This is a genomic window from Neorhizobium sp. LjRoot104 (assembly GCF_964253725.1).
In the GTDB taxonomy this organism is placed as follows: Bacteria; Pseudomonadota; Alphaproteobacteria; order Rhizobiales; family Rhizobiaceae; genus Neorhizobium.
The window spans coordinates 2,529,130-2,546,587 of record NZ_CAXURS020000001.1; the positions used below are offsets into that span (position 1 = coordinate 2,529,130).

Annotated in this window: 15 protein-coding genes; 9 read left to right on the plus strand and 6 right to left on the minus strand. The window is 63.1% G+C overall.

Annotated elements, in window-relative coordinates; genetic code table 11:
* Positions 1–3: 3 nt before the first annotated feature.
* Complete coding sequence (locus ACSQ8R_RS12855) at positions 4–1,194, minus strand: NAD(P)/FAD-dependent oxidoreductase (protein WP_436253718.1); 1,191 nt, start codon at positions 1,192–1,194, stop codon at positions 4–6.
* On the opposite strand from ACSQ8R_RS12855, the gene mnmD reads away from it, so the two are divergent.
* On the plus strand, positions 1,193–1,915 hold the full coding sequence (gene mnmD, locus ACSQ8R_RS12860) for a tRNA (5-methylaminomethyl-2-thiouridine)(34)-methyltransferase MnmD (protein ID WP_436253719.1): 723 nt from the start codon (positions 1,193–1,195) through the stop codon (positions 1,913–1,915). The genes ACSQ8R_RS12855 and mnmD overlap by 2 nt on opposite strands.
* Positions 1,916–1,984: 69 nt before the next feature.
* On the opposite strand, the gene ACSQ8R_RS12865 is transcribed toward mnmD, so the two are convergent.
* Complete coding sequence (locus tag ACSQ8R_RS12865; RefSeq protein WP_436253720.1) at positions 1,985–2,356, minus strand: hypothetical protein; 372 nt, start codon at positions 2,354–2,356, stop codon at positions 1,985–1,987.
* Positions 2,357–2,763: 407 nt separating this feature from the next.
* Between ACSQ8R_RS12865 and ACSQ8R_RS12870 the strand changes: the two genes are divergently transcribed.
* Positions 2,764–3,288 (plus strand): chemotaxis protein CheD, encoded by a 525-nt coding sequence (locus tag ACSQ8R_RS12870; protein ID WP_436253721.1) that lies wholly within the window; start codon positions 2,764–2,766, stop codon positions 3,286–3,288.
* Between the two features lie 116 nt (positions 3,289–3,404).
* Here ACSQ8R_RS12870 and ACSQ8R_RS12875 read toward each other — a convergent pair whose 3' ends face one another.
* On the minus strand, positions 3,405–7,130 hold the full coding sequence (locus tag ACSQ8R_RS12875) for a response regulator (RefSeq protein WP_436253722.1): 3,726 nt from the start codon (positions 7,128–7,130) through the stop codon (positions 3,405–3,407).
* A gap of 458 nt (positions 7,131–7,588) precedes the next feature.
* Here ACSQ8R_RS12875 and ACSQ8R_RS12880 point away from each other — a divergent pair, with 458 nt between their 5' ends.
* The 3 genes from ACSQ8R_RS12880 (at position 7,589) to ACSQ8R_RS12890 (ending at position 10,474) form a co-directional block, all read left to right on the plus strand.
* Positions 7,589–7,945, plus strand: a complete 357-nt coding sequence (locus ACSQ8R_RS12880; RefSeq protein WP_436253723.1) for a hypothetical protein — start codon at positions 7,589–7,591, stop codon at positions 7,943–7,945.
* Between the two features lie 405 nt (positions 7,946–8,350).
* Positions 8,351–10,042, plus strand: coding sequence for a DEAD/DEAH box helicase (locus ACSQ8R_RS12885; protein WP_436253724.1), 1,692 nt, complete (start codon positions 8,351–8,353; stop codon positions 10,040–10,042).
* Positions 10,043–10,246: 204 nt separating this feature from the next.
* Positions 10,247–10,474, plus strand: a complete 228-nt coding sequence (locus ACSQ8R_RS12890; RefSeq protein WP_436253725.1) for a hypothetical protein — start codon at positions 10,247–10,249, stop codon at positions 10,472–10,474.
* 20 nt (positions 10,475–10,494) lie between these two features.
* On the opposite strand, the gene ACSQ8R_RS12895 is transcribed toward ACSQ8R_RS12890, so the two are convergent.
* Positions 10,495–11,391 (minus strand): DMT family transporter, encoded by an 897-nt coding sequence (locus ACSQ8R_RS12895; protein ID WP_436255458.1) that lies wholly within the window; start codon positions 11,389–11,391, stop codon positions 10,495–10,497.
* Between the two features lie 344 nt (positions 11,392–11,735).
* Between ACSQ8R_RS12895 and ACSQ8R_RS12900 the strand changes: the two genes are divergently transcribed.
* The 4 genes from ACSQ8R_RS12900 to ACSQ8R_RS12915 all read left to right on the plus strand — a co-directional run bounded on the left by ACSQ8R_RS12900 (position 11,736) and on the right by ACSQ8R_RS12915 (position 15,783).
* Complete coding sequence (locus tag ACSQ8R_RS12900; protein ID WP_436253726.1) at positions 11,736–13,145, plus strand: circularly permuted type 2 ATP-grasp protein; 1,410 nt, start codon at positions 11,736–11,738, stop codon at positions 13,143–13,145.
* 12 nt (positions 13,146–13,157) lie between these two features.
* Positions 13,158–14,099, plus strand: a complete 942-nt coding sequence (locus ACSQ8R_RS12905; protein WP_436253727.1) for an alpha-E domain-containing protein — start codon at positions 13,158–13,160, stop codon at positions 14,097–14,099.
* A 27-nt stretch (positions 14,100–14,126) separates the two neighbouring features.
* A complete protein-coding gene (locus ACSQ8R_RS12910) occupies positions 14,127–14,969 on the plus strand; it encodes a transglutaminase family protein (RefSeq protein ID WP_436253728.1) in 843 nt (280 codons plus the stop codon).
* A 331-nt stretch (positions 14,970–15,300) separates the two neighbouring features.
* Positions 15,301–15,783 carry a hypothetical protein gene (locus tag ACSQ8R_RS12915; protein WP_436253729.1) on the plus strand — a complete coding sequence of 161 codons (483 nt, stop codon included), beginning with the start codon at positions 15,301–15,303 and terminating at the stop codon, positions 15,781–15,783.
* Here ACSQ8R_RS12915 and ACSQ8R_RS12920 read toward each other — a convergent pair.
* Together ACSQ8R_RS12920 and ACSQ8R_RS12925 are read right to left on the minus strand one after the other, a co-directional pair.
* Entirely contained in the window at positions 15,780–16,004 is a 225-nt protein-coding gene (locus ACSQ8R_RS12920) for a DUF3329 domain-containing protein (RefSeq protein WP_436253730.1), read from the minus strand. The two genes, ACSQ8R_RS12915 and ACSQ8R_RS12920, sit on opposite strands and share 4 nt — an antisense overlap.
* Positions 16,005–16,035: 31 nt before the next feature.
* Complete coding sequence (locus ACSQ8R_RS12925) at positions 16,036–17,262, minus strand: ROK family protein (RefSeq protein ID WP_436255459.1); 1,227 nt, start codon at positions 17,260–17,262, stop codon at positions 16,036–16,038.
* Positions 17,263–17,458 lie beyond the last annotated feature (196 nt).

Below are 17,458 nucleotides of genomic sequence, written 5' to 3' on the forward strand. Positions count from 1 at the left end.
CGTTTAACGCGAGGCGACAGCGAGATGACTGGCGAGCGTGAATGACGATGGAAGCCGCATTTCCCGGCCGTTCACGGCGTTGAGGGCCGCATCGGCCAATTTGTGGGCGATCCCGAAACTCACCTTGAAACCACCTGTGAGCGCGATCACCCGGGCATGATCCGGATGCGCGCCGACCATCGGATCGCGGTCGATCGCCTTTGGCCGCAATCCCGCCCAGCGCTCGATGACCGGCGCCTCGGCCAAGGCCGGCACCAGCGCCCGGGCGCGCAAGACGAGGTCATCGAGCTGGGAATCGGTCGAGGACGGGTCGTCGAACACATCCTCACTGGTGCTGCCGACCGCCACGTGACCGCCCTCATGGGCGACCACATAAAGGCCGTTCAGGAAGATCACCGGCAGGGCGGGATCGATATCGGCTTTCAGAAGGGCCGCCTGCCCCTTGACCGGCTGGCCGATCGGCCGCTTCAGCGGCGGCGAGATGCCTTCAAGCAACGCGAAGGACCCGTGGCCGGCCGAGACGATACAGTGGCCGAAGGTGACGCTTTCGCCGCCCAGGAATATAATTCTATTCGATACCGGGTCGATCGCCTCGGCCTCGATGCCCTCGACGACCTGCACATTGCTGGCCGACCGAAGGAAGGCGACGAGCGCCGAAACGAGGCTGCGCGGTGAAACCCGGGCTGCAAACGTGTCGTGTACCAGTCCGGAAGCCGCGAAGGCCGCATCCGGCCACCCTTTCTGCGGGGGGCGGTCGAGCACATGCCAGTGAAACCGGCGGTCGGCGCGCCGCCAGCAGGCTTCCGCGTCGGCCGAGTGTCCGAGCGCGATCTTCCGTAAGTGCGGCTTCGGCAGCGGGATCAGCCGGCCGGAGCGGCGGTAGCCGCAGACCATGCCGGTCTCAGCTTCGAGTTCGGCGATCTCGTCTTCCAGCGAAAGAAGGGCATCGAACTGGAACTGCTTCTTGTCGTTCCACTTGTCGGGCATATGCGGCATCAGGGCGCCGAGCAGACCGCCGCTCGCCCCCTGTCCCAGCGGTCCCGCATCGACAAGCAGGGTTCTGATACCGAGGCGCTCTGCCTTGACCGCCGCCCACAACCCCATGATGCCGCCACCAAGGATGACGAGATCGGCAGACGATGGGAGGGCATGAGATTGACCGCCGGAGCCGGCAGGATTATCCGCATGTCCCATGAGCGACCGTGATCCTGAAATTCGTGCGACCCAAAGCCAGACCCTAGACTGGCATGACGGCGATATGCCCTATTCGCAAAAGTTTGGCGATCACTTTTATTGCCGCACCGACGGCCGGCTGGAATGCGGCCATACGTTCCTGGCCGGCAACGGCCTGCCGGAGCGCTGGGAAAGGCACCGGGCTTTCCGGATCGGCGAACTCGGTTTCGGCACGGGATTGAACTTCTGCGAGACCTGGCGGCAGTGGAAGCTTGCCCGCCCCGCAGGCGCGAAGCTTCATTTCACCTCGTTCGAACTTTACCCGATGCAACGCGACGAGATCGACCGGGCGCTTGCCCGCTGGCCGGAGATCGACGCGGAGCGGCGGGCGCTGGCCGAAGCCTGGCCGGACGCACCCGCCGGACATATCGTCATCGAGGCCGACCCCCAGACCAGCCTGACGGTCGTCTGCGGCCCGGCGCTCGAAGGGGTCGCAGCGGCCGAGGCGGATTTCGACGCCTGGTTCCTCGACGGTTTTGCGCCGTCGCGCAATCCCGACATGTGGTCGCTTGAGATCATGCAGGCGATCCACGGCAAGACCCTGCCCGGCGGCACGTTCGGCACCTATGCCGCCGCCGGCTTCGTGCGGCGAAACCTCCAGGCGGCCGGCTTCATGGTGGAGCGGCGGCCGGGTTTTGCGGGCAAGCGCGAAATGCTGTGCGGCATCAAGCCGGCGCCCTGATCGGATCGTCCGGACAAAAGACAGCCGGCCCGAAGACCGGCTGCACCTCGATCATCTCTCATGTTCCGCCTACTGGCAGACGCGCAGGCTTTCCATGTGCCAGCCGCCGTCATAGGCGTTGCGGACCCGGCGGTCCTCGTACCAGCAGCGCGGCCGTGGCGGCGGTGGCGGGTCGATGTAGCGCGGTCCGCCGTCATTGGCGAGAGCGCCGCCGATCAGGCCGCCGATGACGCCCGCCGCCAGGCCGCCGGCGATCACCGCACCGGTATTGTCACGATGCCTGCGCGGCGGAGGTGGAGGGCTTCGACGATCGTATCGGTCATATCGGTCGTGTCGATCATAGTGTCTGTCCCACTGCTGGGCCGCGGCTTCGCCGGCCGGCATCACCAAGCTGGTGCAGGTGGCGGCCAGGATCAGCGCCGAGACAATTATCTTCTTCATCGCAAGCGTCTCCGTTTCCACCGAGCAGCGCCTGCAAGCGGCGGCAAAAGGCTCGATATTCCCGAACAATGCACATGCCGTGATTAATGGTCCCTGAACGGAAAAACCTCTTTTGCCAGAAGGGCCCTTGTGACGTAATCGACCGGGACGGTCTCCAGCGGGCTGTACCGAAACCGCGGCTGTCGTGCGGGGTCTCGATCCTGCCCAATCGACAGCGGGACAATCGTCCCTCCACATCGGCGAAAAGCGCCCATGCCGCTCCAGATCAAGCGCGGACAACCCCTCGAATTACGAAATACGTGCCGGCCAGTATTTCTCGCCATTCATTGTTGGGCCTTCCGGTTCGCGTAGCGTCTTCATACTTCCGCGCGAGGATATTCGCCGAATGCACGGGATTGGAGCATTAGATGAACTTCACGGACCCCCACCATATTCATGTCCTTGGCGGTCAGTATGCGGTCTCTGCCGATCCCGATACGGTACTGATGACCGTTCTCGGCTCCTGCGTCTCGGCGTGCATCTACGATCCCGTCGCCAACGTCGGGGGAATGAACCATTTCATCCTGCCGACGAGCGGCGGGCTGGAGATCGCCGAACACCCGGAACGTTACGGCGACCTGGCCATGCGCACGCTGGTCGACGATCTTTATGCTTCCGGTGCCGAACGCCGAAATCTCAGGGCAAAGCTCTTTGGCGGCCGCACCCGAAAGTCGAGCGGCTACGATCCGGGGTCCCTCAATTCCGCATTCGCCAGGCGGTTTCTGCTGGAGGAGGGCATCAAGCTCGTCGATACAAGCCTTGGCGACGATCTGGCCCGTTGGATCAACTTTCACCCGACAACGGGCCGGGTGCGGATGAGGATTACCGACGCGATGCCTGCACCCGCGGTTGCCGGCACCGCGCGGGTGGCGGGGCGGGAAAGGCGATATTGACCGGCCTGGCCGCGTCTCGTCGCCACATCGGCCGGGACTGCGGTTCTGCCGCCGACGGAGCTCGGCGCCGCCGGAAAGGCGACTACTCCCATCAAAGCGAGCCGGAGAATTCCGGCTCAGTTCGAAACGGAAGTCACGATCGCACCGCCGAGCCAGTTGCGGACCTTGGCCTCCAGCGCTTCGGGACTGATCGGCTTGGAGAGGTAATCGTCCATTCCGACCTGGAAGCAGAGTTCGCGGTCGCTCTCGAGCGCATGCGCCGTGACGCCGATGATCGGCGTATGGGTGCCCGTCTCCTGTTCGAGCTCGCGGATCTTCTGGGTCGCCTGATGCCCGTTCATGACCGGCATCGAGACGTCCATGATGATCACCGCCGGATCATGCTGCTTCCACGCCTCGACCGCTTCCGCACCGTTCTTGACGATCTGGAACAGCCAGCCGGTGGTCTGCAGGATCTGGGTGAAGACGATCTGGTTGACCTCGTTGTCTTCGGCAACCAGCACGTCGAGCGTCGGCGCGGCCTGCATCGGCGGCGTCGAGACCGGGGCCGCCGGCGGCTGGACGATCACCGGGGTCGAGCTCGCCTGTGCGACGACTGCGACCGGCGCCACGGCCGGCACGGCAGGCTGCGGCTGTGGCCGGCTTGCCGCCTGGGCAGCCTCGAGCGCCTTGCGCTTGGTGCGGATCGAACGGACCACGTCGATGATCGTGCTGCGCAGCAGATTGGCGCGCGCCGGTTTCATCAGATGGGCCTGCACGTTGAGGGCGGCGAACATGCTGTCGTCGCCTGCCATGTCCATGGATGTCAGGAAAACCACGCCTGTGCCGTCGAAGCGCACGTCGCGCCTGAGGTATTTTGCGAAATCGAGCCCGTTCATCTCCGGCATGTGGTAGTCGAGCACGATCGCGTCGACCGTGACGCCGATACGCGCGGCTTCTCCCAGGATCGCCAGACCCTCGGCGCCGCTTTCGGCTGCGACCGTATCGAAGCCCCACATGGTTAGCTGCTCGGTGAGGATCCGGCGGTTGACGGCATTGTCGTCGACGACGAGGATGCGGGCGCCGCTGGTGTTGATCGGCAAGGCCGTCAGCACATTGCGTTCGCTGACCACCTGGAACGGCAGGTGGACGGTGAAGACGGAACCGCGTCCGACTTCGCTCGCCACGTCGATATAGCCGCCGAACAGCTCGGTGAGGCCCGCGGTGATCGCCAGCCCGAGGCCGGTGCCTTCGTGACGCCGCGTCGAGGACGTATCGACCTGCGAGAATTTCTCGAAGACGGATTTCAGCTTCTCTTCCGGAATGCCGAGCCCGGTATCCTCGATGCGGATCGACAGCATCATCTCGCCGGGGCCTTTCGCCTCCGACCTCAGATCGATGAAGACATGCCCCTTTTCGGTGAATTTCACCGCATTGCCAACGAGGTTGGTGATGATCTGGCGGAACCGCCCCGCATCCCCCATCACCGTCTCGCGGATCGAGGCGTCGCCACGCACGATGAGCTCGATATCCTTCTCGGCGGCTGACGAGGACAAGAGCGTCGCCACGTCCTCGATCGCCTCGACCGGATCGAACGGCGCCTTGCGCAGCTTCATCTGGCCGGCGTCGATCTTGGAGAAGTCGAGGATATCGTTGATGATCGTCAGGAGCGCATTACCCGACTTGACGATGATGTCGATGAACGTCTTCTGGCGGGTGTCGAGATTGGACTTGGCGAGCAGTTCGGCCATCCCGAGCACGCCGTTCATCGGCGTGCGGATCTCATGGCTCATATTGGCGAGGAATTCCGACTTCGCCCGGTCGGCGGCCTCGGCGCGCTGCAGGAGGCGGGTCAGTTCCTCCTCGCGGCTCTTCATCTCGGTGACGTCGGTGAACACCGCCAGCCAGTGGTCGCTGCCGGTGAGCTTCGCCTCGACATGGATCCACTTGGCGCCCTCGACGCGGAAAGCGGCAAACACCGGCTTGCCGGCTGCGACATTGTCTTCCCAAGCCTGGAGGGTCGCTGCCGCCTCCTCGGGCGTGCCGAGATCGCCGCGCTCGACGCAATGGCGGAAGAGATCGCGCCACAGGCCTCCGGCGCGCACCATCTCGGCCGGCATGTCGAGCATGGCCGGCAGCGCGTCGTTGGAGAAGATGATCTCCCCGTCATGCAGGATGAGCAGGCCCTGCGACATCGCGCTCGTCGCGTCGCGCATCAGCGCGCCGTGGGTTTCGAGCGCCGCGCGGGCTTCCTGGATCTCCTGCTCGCGCTTGCGGACGGCCGTGATGTCCATGTAGCTGAGGAGGATCTTGCCGCCGGAAAGCCGGGTGCCGGAAATGACGATCACCAGACCGGTGCGGCTCTTCACCTCGATCGGTGGCCGCTCCTGGCCATCGGTCAGCGCGGCGATGCGCTCCTGGTAGATTTCCTCGAAGCTGCGCGTCGAGCCGCTATAGATGCCGTGGTCGAAATTGACCTTGAGAAAGTCCCTGTAGGCACGCCCGGGCAGATCGAACTGCTCCCCGGCGTCCCAGAAGGAATAGAAGGCCGGGTTCGCGTATTCGAACACGAACTGTTCGTCGAGGATCGCCACGCCGACCGGCATGGTGTGGAGGATCGTCTGCAGATCCTTGCCGACCTTCTCGGCCTTGTTCTGCGCCTCCTTGATGCGCGAGACGTCCATTCGCGAACCGACGAGATTGTGTGCGCCGTCACCGGTGGTCACCCGGCGCAGATGCGTGATGACCGGGACGACCGATCCGTCGGGAAAGGTGATCTCTTCCGATTTCTCGATATCCTCGCCTGTCATCACCCGATCGTTCTCGATCCGGAAACGATCGGCCGCGTCGGGGAACATCTCGATTTCGGTCTTGCCGAGAAAATGGCTTCTGGGCTTGCCGAGCATCGCCTCGTAGGCGGCATTGGCATAGGTCAGCTGGCGGTCGCTGTTACGCACGAACACCGGCACCGGCAGGTCTTCGAGGACGGCGCGAAACAGGTCGGATTCCGAGACATGGGTGCGCAGGAGCATTTCCTGCTCCTTGAATTCGGTAACGTCGTGGCGGATGGCGATTAGCAGGCCGTTTTCGAGGCGTTTGTTGATGCTCCGTAGCCAGCGCCCGTCGGAAAGCTGGTCGGTGCTTTCGGAATAGGGAAGCTCGAACGGCTTCATCCGCTCGGCGATCCATGCGTCCTTGCTCGGCACATTGGGGCCGAAACTCGCCGGCGACACGCGCTGGCGGCGGTCGTAGGCAAATCCGAGGATATCGTTGAGGGTGATCCCCGGCTGGATATCGATCGAGATCGACGCAAAGTGGTTGATGAGCTGGGAATTGCAGTAGAGCAGGACGTTGTGCTTGTCGTAGATGCCGATGCCCATTTCGAGCATGTCGAGGGCATCGTCGAGAAGCGCGTTGTTGAACGGGGAAAACGGCGCGACGGGCTTTGCACCGGCGATCGAGGCGCCGGCAAGCGGGACAACGTCCTTCGGTTCGAAAACGGCACCAATACCGGGCACGGCTGCAAACGTGCCAAAAAGATAAGTGTGGTCGTCCTCCGTCAGGAAACGCTCGATATGGATCTCATGGCGGACGACGCCCGAGCGGTCGAAGCAGAGGGCCGTCTCGTCGGTGCCGAATACGATCGCCCGGCATTCCTTTTCCTTGCGGTCGGCATCTTCCGGCGCGCCTGCAAGGCCGCGGCTGGTATTGCCGGCAAATTCGCTCGGATGCATGCCGAAAAGGCGCGCATAAGCGGCGTTCACCGCCACGTAGATAAGGGCGCTGTCCTTGATGAAGGCGGGTTCGGCGAGATCTGTGATCCGCTCGCACGCCGTTTTCAAGAGTTCGCTTTCCGTGTCCACCTTCCCCCGCTCCTTCGTGCCGGCCGATATCCGGCTCGATTCGTTTGTCTCCCGATCGACTGATAACACCATAGCGAGTGTTAATATGGTGTTGTTGAAACGGTACGACTTATCGTTTCTGGCATTTGTCAATCGGGGGCATTCCGATGCGACAAAAAACACAACTCCAGATCGAATTCCGCTATCACTGGCCATCGGCTCGGATGAAGAGGTCGCGGCGCAATCGGCAACAAAATACTAAATTAGGCCTGTTCGCTTGCGCCAAGACTTCTCCATCTTGGCGCCATGTTCTCGCCATGATCCCCATTGGCGATTGCTCAGCCCTGCCGGCACTCAACCGAAGGCAGCATCAAGCTGAACGTCCGTTCAGACTATCGCGAAATCATCTTCATCAATCCGCCGCCTTTGCGCGCGACGATTTTCACACCCCTTGAGGACAAAAAGGGAAAGGAAAAAACATGTCGGCACTGAAAAAGACGATATCACTCGGCCTTGTCGCGCTGTCCGTAGCGGGCGCCCTGACGGTGACAGCTCCGGCGGCCGAAGCCCGCGACCGCCACCATCGGAACGTCTGGCCGGGCGTGGCTGCTGGCCTTGCCGGCGGCATCATCGGCGGCGCGATCGTTGCCGGATCGCAGCGGCCGGCCTATGCCGAGCCCGAATATGTGGAGCCGGAATACGACTATGCTCCCCCGCCCCCGCCGCCCGTTTATTACCGCCGCGCCTACTACCGCGACTACCCGCCGGTCTGCGAACTCGAATGGCGTCGCAACCGCTACGGCGAACCCTATCGCGTCGAAGTCTGCTCGCGCTGATCCGCAAGGTTGAGCGCTGCCAAGAGCCTGTTTCCGCCGCCGGCGGAAGCAGGCTCTTTTGTTTGGCGAAGGCGTTGCGAGCGCCGCAATGGCGGCAGCGGGCAGGCCGCGCCATTTCGCGATTGCGAAACATCTGCTTGACTTTTGCCCGGAAAACCACCAAATGCGCTTCAGCTTTCACCTTCCGGCCGCCGCGTGAGTTGGCCCCGCGTCATTAAGGACACCGCGAAGAAGGAACAAGGCGCACAGATAGATCGCCCTCGATTCCGGAGGGTTTAAGCGCTGGAGAGCAATTTCCAACTTGCAAGTTCCCACTTCACGCGGGGTTCTTGACGCCAAAGGCAGACCGGACGGCATGGTGCCAGTTCGGCGATACGCTTTTGGCGCCCCGAAAAGGTATTCGACTTGACGAATTTCCACGAGCTTGGTCTGTCCAAGCAGACCGTAGCCACTCTGTTTGCGCTCGGTTACGAAACGCCGACCCCGATCCAGGCCCAGGCGATCCCCCAGCTTCTCGAAGGCCGTGACATGATCGGCCTTGCCCAGACGGGCACAGGCAAGACGGCAGCCTTCGGCCTGCCGATCATCGAAATGCTTGCCAAGGACCCGAAGCGTCCTGACAACCGCACCACCCGCACGCTCATCCTCGCCCCGACCCGCGAACTGGTCAACCAGATCGCCACCAGCCTGAAGAGCTACGTGCGCGGTACGCCGATGAAGATCAATGCCGTCGTCGGCGGCGCTTCGATCAACAAGCAGCAGCTGCAGCTCGAGAAGGGCACCGACATTCTCGTCGCGACCCCGGGCCGCCTGCTCGATCTGATCGCCCGCCGTGCCATCGGCCTGACCGCCGTGCGTTATCTCGTTCTCGACGAAGCCGACCAGATGCTCGATCTCGGCTTCATCCACGATCTGCGCAAGATTTCCAAGATGGTGCCGAACAAGCGCCAGACCCTGCTCTTTTCGGCCACCATGCCGAAGGCGATCGCCGATCTTGCTTCCGACTTCCTCAAGGATCCGGTCCAGGTCTCCGTCACCCCTCCGGGCAAGGCCGCCGACAAGGTCGAACAGTTCGTCCATTTCGTGGTCGGCAAGAACGACAAGACGGACCTCCTGAAGAAGTCGCTCGAGGAAAACCCGACCGGCCGCGCCATGGTCTTCCTGCGCACCAAGCATGGTGCCGAGAAGCTCTCCAAGCATCTGGAGCATGTCGGCTTCAAGGTCGCCTCGATCCACGGCAATAAGAGCCAGGGCCAGCGCGAACGCGCCCTCAAGGCCTTCCGTGACAACGAGATCCGCGTTCTGGTCGCAACCGACGTCGCTGCCCGCGGCATCGACATTCCCGGCGTCACCCACGTCTTCAACTACGATCTCCCGGAAGTGCCGGACGCCTACGTCCACCGCATCGGCCGCACCGCGCGCGCCGGCCGTGACGGCATCGCGATTGCCTTCTGTGCTCCCGACGAAGCGCGCCTGCTGCGCGACATCGAGCGCCTGATGAACATCGAGATCACCACCGCATCCGGCGAACGCCCCGAAGGCGGCCGCCAGGCGCGCGGCGGCGGCGGCAACAACCGTGGCGGCGCGGGCGCAAACCGCGGCCGTGGCGGCAACGGCCAGGCACGCGGCAACGGCGAAGGCCGTCCCGAGCGCCGCGAACGTCCGGCCCGCAAGCCGTTCTTCGCCGCCGAAGGTGCCGAAGGCGCAGAACGCCCCCAGCGTCCGGCCCGCCCCCAGGGTGACCGCCCGCAGCGCGACAACCGTCGCAACGACGATTTCCGCGGCCAGCGCCGCGGCGAGGACGCTCCGCGCCTCGAAGCCGACAACGACCTGACGACCACGTCGGATTTCCGCCCGGCCAAGAAGCAGTTCGGCCCCCAAAATGGCGAAGCCCGTCCGGCCCGCACCGAACACCGCAAGGGCAACAGCGCTCCGGCCGCTCACGCGGCACACGGCGCCCATGAACCGGGCGCCCAGCGCAAGGCGCATAACGGCGGCCAGGCCCGCCCGGCGAACGGCGACAACCGCGGCCCGGTCAAGTTTGGCAACGACAACCGCAACGGCGGTCAGCAGGGCCGCAAGCGCCGTCCGGCGTAAAGCCCTGTAGAGTATCCGAAAACATCACCAGAGGCCGCCTTTGCGGCCTCTTTTTTTGTCTGGTTTTTGGTCAGGACGACATTTCCCCTCCCCGTGCCGCAAGGATGCGAGGGACAGGATCGATGAATGTCTCGAAGTGTCACGTCACCTTCGCCGTTTTTTTCATTGGCGCCCGGTGCTAATGTGCAGCAGGAGGAGTTCGCGATGACATACCTGATCGTCTTCCTGCTTCTGGGTGCCTGCGGTCTGGTCGGAGCCACGATGCCGAATAGGCGCATCGGCTACAGAAACTACGATCGTGAGTTCGCGGAGCGGCAGAAGGATATTTACACCGTCATTTCTCGCAAAGCGGCGTTCCGTATGGAGCTTCTCAACCTTGCTCTGCTGATAGCGCTCGTGTCGATGATAACGGTTTTGATATATCTGCTCTGAACGGCCAAGCCCGCTCCCCTCTAACGCAGATCCCTTTCTGCACTTCCCTTCCGGTTCACCATATACACCCCCGCCACCACGATCGCGGTGCCGACGATCATCGGCAGGGTCAGCGGCTCGCCGAAGAGGATCGCGGCTTCGATCGCCACGACGGGCGGCATGAGGTAGATCAGCGAGGCGGCGCGAGACACCTGGCCGCGGCGGATGAGGTAGAGCAGCAGGCCGACGGCGCCCATGGACAGGCCGAGGACAGACCAGGCCATGGCGAAGATCGCCTCATGCGTCCAGTCGAAGCGCAGATTTTCAAGGGCGAGCGCCAGCGGGATCGTGACGATCAGGGCGCCGACGAATTGCAGCGTGGCGATCGAGAAGAGGTCTCCCTCCTGCAGGTGCCGCTTCTGATAGAGCGTGCCGTAGGTGACCGACGTCATGGAGACGAGATTGATCAGCACCGGAACCGCCAGCCCCGCCAGGCCGCGTTCGAAGACGTCGAGAAGCTGCGGCGAGATCGCGATCAGGATGCCGGCAAAACCGAGCGCCAGGCCGATCTTCTGCAGCGGCTTGAGGCGCTCGCCGAGGAAAAGCGGCGCGACCATGGCGGTCAGGAGCGGCTGCAGGCCGGCGATGATGCCGGAAAGACCGGCCGGCACGCCCTGCCCGATCGCATACCACACGCCGGCGAGATAAAGCCCGTGCAGGAAAACGCCCGAGAACATCGCATGGCCGATCTGGGTACGGCTCTTCGGCCATTTTGCCCGGGTGATCAGGCAGACGATGAAAAACGCCGCGGCGGCAAGCGCGTGTCGTCCGGCCAGAAACGTCAGGGGATCGGCGTGCACCGCCGCATATTTCGCGACGATCCAGCCCGTGGACCAGAGGAAGACGAAGAGGGCCGGAGCCAGGCGGTCGAGCATGATGGGGATGTCCGGCGGAGATTCGGCAGCGGCCGTTTTCATGGAAGCCGCCTGCTTATTCCCACCCCGTTTCATCGTCAAAGCAGAAAAACTGATGATTGCGATGAGCAACGCTTGAACAATGCTTGCACAGCCGTTGGGGCAGATGATGTTTTTCAAGGCAGGAGGCTTATTCGCCTCGTCCTAAAGTAGGATGCTTGCCGAGTGCCAGAATCACCGCATTTACTGGTAGGTGGAGCATGGAGCCCGTGTTTTTTTACGCGCGGAATTCTTTTCCGCGAATTGCGCACAGTTCTTGCATTGCCTGCACCGTTGTATTCTTATGGCCAAAAAAGGGGAATGCGCCTTTGGCATTTGATGAAATGTTGACTGCGGAAAACCTTCCGCGACCGCCATACAAGACCTACCACGAATGGTATGCCAGTCAGGACGCTGCGCACCTGATCCGCAAGACACAAGACGCGGAAAACATATTCAGGAAGACCGGCATCACATTCGCGGTCTATGGACACGCAGACAGTTCCGAAAAGCTCATCCCCTTCGACATCATTCCCCGCATCATCTCGGCTCGCGAATGGCGCAAGCTTGCGCAAGGCATCGAGCAGCGGGTCCTGGCGCTCAACGCTTTCCTCGACGACATCTACCACAAGCAGGAGATCATCAAGGCCGGCCGCATTCCCCGTGCGCTGATCGAGAGGAACGTCACCTTCCTTCCCGAGATGATCGGCTTCAAGCCGCCCGGCGGCGTCTACACCCATATCGTCGGCACCGACATCGTGCGCACCGGCGAGGACCAGTTCTACGTGCTGGAGGACAACGCCCGCACGCCGTCCGGTGTTTCCTACATGCTGGAAAACCGGGAAACTATGATGCAGATGTTCCCGGAACTGTTTGCGCAGAACAAGGTGCAGCGCGTCGAGGACTATCCGAGGCTGCTGCGCCAGTCGCTCGCCTCGCTCGCCCCTCCGGGCTGCAAGGGCAAGCCGCGGGTCGCGGTGCTGACCCCCGGCATCTTCAACTCCGCCTATTACGAACACTCTTTCCTCGCCGACCAGATGGGGGTCGAGCTCGTCGAAGGCGGCGACCTGCGCGTCATCGACGGCCGCGTCAAGATGCGCACCACCCGCGGCTACGAGGCGATCGACGTGCTGTACCGCCGCGTCGACGACGACTTCCTCGATCCGATGACCTTTCGCGCCGATTCGGCGCTCGGCATTCCCGGGATCATGGACGTCTACCGGGCCGGCAACATCACCATCGCCAATGCGCCCGGCACCGGCATCTGCGACGACAAGGCGATCTATTCCTACATGCCCGAGATCGTCGAGTTCTATACGGGCCGCAAGGCGATGCTCGAAAACGTGCCGACCTGGCGCTGTTCCGAACCCGACAGCCTCAAATACGTGCTGGAGCACATCGAGGAACTGGTCGTCAAGGAAGTGCACGGGTCGGGCGGCTACGGCATGCTGGTCGGCCCGACGGCGAGCAAGAAGGAGCGCACCGACTTCGCCGAGAAGCTGGCGGCCAGACCCGACAACTACATCGCCCAGCCGACGCTGGCGCTGTCCACCGTGCCGATCTTCGTCAACAAGGGGATCGCCCCCCGCCACGTCGACCTGCGCCCCTATGTGCTCGTTTCCGACAAGGTGAAGATCATCCCTGGCGGCCTGACCCGCGTGGCCCTGAAACAGGGGTCGCTGGTGGTCAATTCCAGCCAGGGCGGCGGCACCAAGGATACCTGGGTACTGGAAGATTGAGGTCGTAGATACATGCTCGGAAGAACTGCAAACGGCCTCTACTGGATGTTCCGCTACATCGAGCGGGCGGAGAATATCGCCCGTCTCGTCGATGCCGGCCTGCGCGTCTCGCTCACCCGCGCCGGCTCCTCCGACGAGGACTGGCATGGCGTGCTCGAAAGCGCCGGCGTGCGCGAAGCCTACTCGGAGGTGCACGCCGAGCTGACGGCGGCGGACGCGATCGACTATCTGCTGCGCGACACGTCGAACCCGTCGAGTGTCATGTCCTGCATCGAGTTCGGGCGCAACAACGCCCGCATGGTGCGTACCGCGCTGACCCGCGAAACCTGGGAGGCGACCAACGAATGCTGGATCGACCTGAAGGCCCGGCTCGCCCGCAAGCTGAAGCAGACCGACCTGCCGGAGCTGATCGATGTCATCAAGCACCGCTGCGGCCTGATCCGCGGCGCCTTCCATGGCTCCATGCTGCGAAACGACCTCTACAATTTCTCGCGCATCGGCACTTTCATCGAACGCGCCGACAATACCAGCCGCATTCTCGACGTGAAATATTATGTGCTGTTGCCGGCAATCAGCCAGGTCGGGTCGAAGCTCGACAATTACCAATGGGAATCGATCCTGCGCTCGGTCTCGGCCCACCGTTCCTACGGCTGGGTCTATGACGGGGAATACCAATCCGCCAACATCGCCGATTTCCTGATCCTGAAAGTGCAGATGCCGCGGTCTCTGGCTTACTGTTACGAGAAGATCACCAGCAATCTCGGCTACCTTGGGGAAACCTATGGGGAGCAGTTGAAGGCCCACGAGACGGCGGCGGCGATCCATTCGACGCTGAAGCGCGGCTCGATTTCCGACATCATGGACCAGGGTCTGCATGAATTCCTGGAGGATTTCGTCAGCCGCAACAACCAGCTCAGCGCCGAAATCTCCGAAGGCTACCGCTTTTACCAATAGGCCCAACAGGCACAGGATTTACCGCACATGCGGCTGAAGATCTCCCACACGACCGAATATCTCTATGACGAGCCGGTGCCCTATTCGCTGCAGCGCCTCAGGCTGACGCCGATCGACGGCCCCGGCCAGAAGGTGCTCAACTGGGCCGTCAGCGTCGATGGCGCCAAGATCGAGGCCGGCTATGCCGACCAGTACGGCAACCGGGTCGAACTCGTCTCGATCGAAGGCACCGAGCATACGATCCGCATCACCGCCTCCGGCGAGGTGGAGACCGACGATCGCGCCGGCGTCTTCGGCCCGCACCAGGGTTTCTGCCCGCTCTGGCTGTTCCTGCGCGAGACGGCGCTGACAAAGCCGGGCAAGTTCATCCGCGAACTCGCCAAGAGCCTCAAGGGCGATAGCGAGCTCGCCAAGATGCATGCCTTGATGGAAACGATCCACGAGACCGTCGCCTATGTGCCCGGTGCGACCGGCACCGAGACGACTGCCGAGCAGGCGCTGGAGGCAAAGACCGGCGTCTGTCAGGACCACACGCATATATTCATCACGGCTGCCCGCCTGCTCGATATCCCGGCGCGCTACATTTCCGGTTACCTGCTGATGGAAGGTACGACCGAACAGGCCGCGACCCACGCCTGGGCGGAAGTCCACCTGCCGGGCCTCGGCTGGGTCGGCTTCGACGCCTCCAATAACATCTGCCCCAACGACAGCTATGTGCGGATCGCTTCCGGCCTCTGCTACCGCGACTGCGCGCCCGTCTCCGGCATGCGCCTCGGCCCGGCCGGCGAAAACCTCAAGGTTTCCCTGACTGTGGCGGCAGGGCAGACGCAGAGCCAGAATGGGCAGGGACAGGGGCAGAGCCAAGCGTGAAGAGTACTCCTGCCGAAACATAACTTTCGCGCAGAGGAAGTCCTGCAGTCTCCCTGATGGCTTCCCATTCCGTCGGATCGATCGCGGGTTCAAACGGATCGTCATAGCGGAGGGGCGTGCCTCTCAAGAAGCCCAAAAGGCCCTTCTCTATCGTCTGTTTTTCCGACATGCGGCATCTCCTGCACAACCAATTTGGCACGCCCTTTACCTGCCGAAAACTCAGGATAGCAAAGTAGAGTTCTCTTTCTCCGCAACGGGAAGAAGAGGAGCGCGCCCGCAAGCTCGACGCCATCTCCGCATGCTCTAGTCCCGCCGATAAAAGAGGTGGCGCATGCTGTTTGGGCAATCGGTTTTCCAGTCGGTGCTGACACGGCTGAGGCAGGAGCACGACGAGGGCGATGCCGAAGAGACCGGCGCGGGCTTCCGCATCCAGGGGCTCGACATGGGTTTCGTTGCGCCGACGAATGACGGTCCGGCGGTAGCAGCCATGGGGACCGAAGCCTATTTCGCCTTTCTTCCCGAGGTGACCGAGATCGAACTGGAGCGGCAGCCGTCGCCTCCGGAACCGGAAGAACTGCCTCCGGCACCGGTCATTCCCGCCCACCTGCTGCGGCTGACGACCGAGGAAATCGCCGCCGAGCTTGCCATCACCGCTGCCGACACGGAGGCGACGCTTGCCGAAAAGCGCCGGCATTTCGCCAAGGCCAACCATCCCGACGGCGTCGCGCCGGAATTCCGGGAGAATGCCAATACCCGCATGAAGACGGCCAACTTCCTGATCGATACCGCGATCAAGGGCCTGTTTTGGCGCTAGGACAAATCCTGGTCCGGCTGCTCGTCGGCTGGCTTCTCGACCGGCGGCTTTCTCTTCTCGATGAACAGCTTGTAGGCGGCGTAGGCGCCCAAGGCGCCGACGATGATCGCCCAGAAAGGCTCGCCGGCGACCAGTTCGAATATCGCCCAGACGGCGCAAACGGCGGGAATCAGCACCCGGCGCCAGAGCGGCGCGTAGAAGGGATGGTTCGGATCGATCATGGTCTCACTCCCGCCCTGTCGTCGCCAACCGTCATTCGCCGGCGGCCTGCATGTTCTGGCGTGATCCGATGATATCCTGGTCTACGATCGAAAATGCAAGGTTGAGATGGCCCTCGAATACCAGCGAAGGCTCGTCCGGCACGACGGTCAGTCCCGGCATGCCGCCGAGCCGCACCACATGCGTCTGCGCCAGCCCTTCCTCGATACCCGCCTGCAGCAGGTCCTGATAGCGGGTGCCGGGACCGGTGATGAACACCGGCATATGGCCATGCAGGCTGAGAAGCCGCGACAGGCCATAGCCCAACGCCGCGCCCGCATTGCGGAACGCAAGCTGCGCCATCCGATTGCCCTGCCGGGCGCGAGCGGCGATCTTGTCGATTTCGGCGACCGGCACGAATTTGGCCGGGATCGTATCCACCGGCACCTCGAAGGCGGCGCGCAGGATGGCGTAGAAACCGGCATAGGCCTCGACGCAGCCACGCGCGCCGCAGCGACAAAGGCCGCCGTTCGGCATATGCAGCATGTGTCCGAAATTGGGTGCCGAGATTTCCGGAACACCGCCGGCGACGCGGCGCGCGATCCCGAGCCCGATACTGTGGCCGAGCGAGAGCGCGGCCAGAACCGGCTCGCCTCCCCCTTGCGTCTTCACTTCCCGCTCAAGCAGCGCGCCGGCCACCAGCAGCGTCTCGTTGTTGAGGATGACCTTGGCCTGCCAACCGTCTTTCAGGGCCGCGGCGAAATCGACGGGGTGCGACCCGAAGACCGGCGACCAGACGAGCACCGGTTCTGTCGGATGCGCCAGCCCCTTGCTGCTGACCGATACGAGCAGAACGCTGCCGCGGTCGATGCGGGAGCGTTCGGCGGCCCGTTCCAGCCCCGCCGAGATGACGGCCAGGAAAGCCGCCGTACCGCCCTCGCCGCGCGGTTCGCTGAACCGGTCGAGCAGCGTGCCGGCGTAATCGACCAGCGAATATTGGATCAGGTCCGACGAGATGATGACGGTGATGAGGTAGCCGCAATTGCGCCGCTGGCTGAACAGAACGCGCGGCCGGCCGCGACCGACGGTCGCCTGCTGCTCGCTCTTTTCGATGATGCGGGCGCGTTCGAGATCAGCGGTGATCGAGGAGATGGTGGCCGACGCCAGCCCGGTCGCATCCGAGATCTCCGTATGCGCGAGCCGGCCGTGGCGACGCAGCGCAGACAGCACGAGCGCGCTGTTCTGCTGCCGGACCAGTTCCGTGCTCGATTTCGCCAGCATTCCGCCTGCAGCCTCCCTCACTCCGCCTCCCTCACTCCGTCTGTCGATACGGCAGTGCCTTCCCCTCCACAAGTGCCGATTGACAGCTCTCGGAATCTCTGACATCTAATTTCTCGACTGTCGAGAAAAAAGCTGAATGCTTTCTCCGGCAGATTATCTGGCGGGGGGAGAGCACGGAGGCTAGCGCCCATCCGCC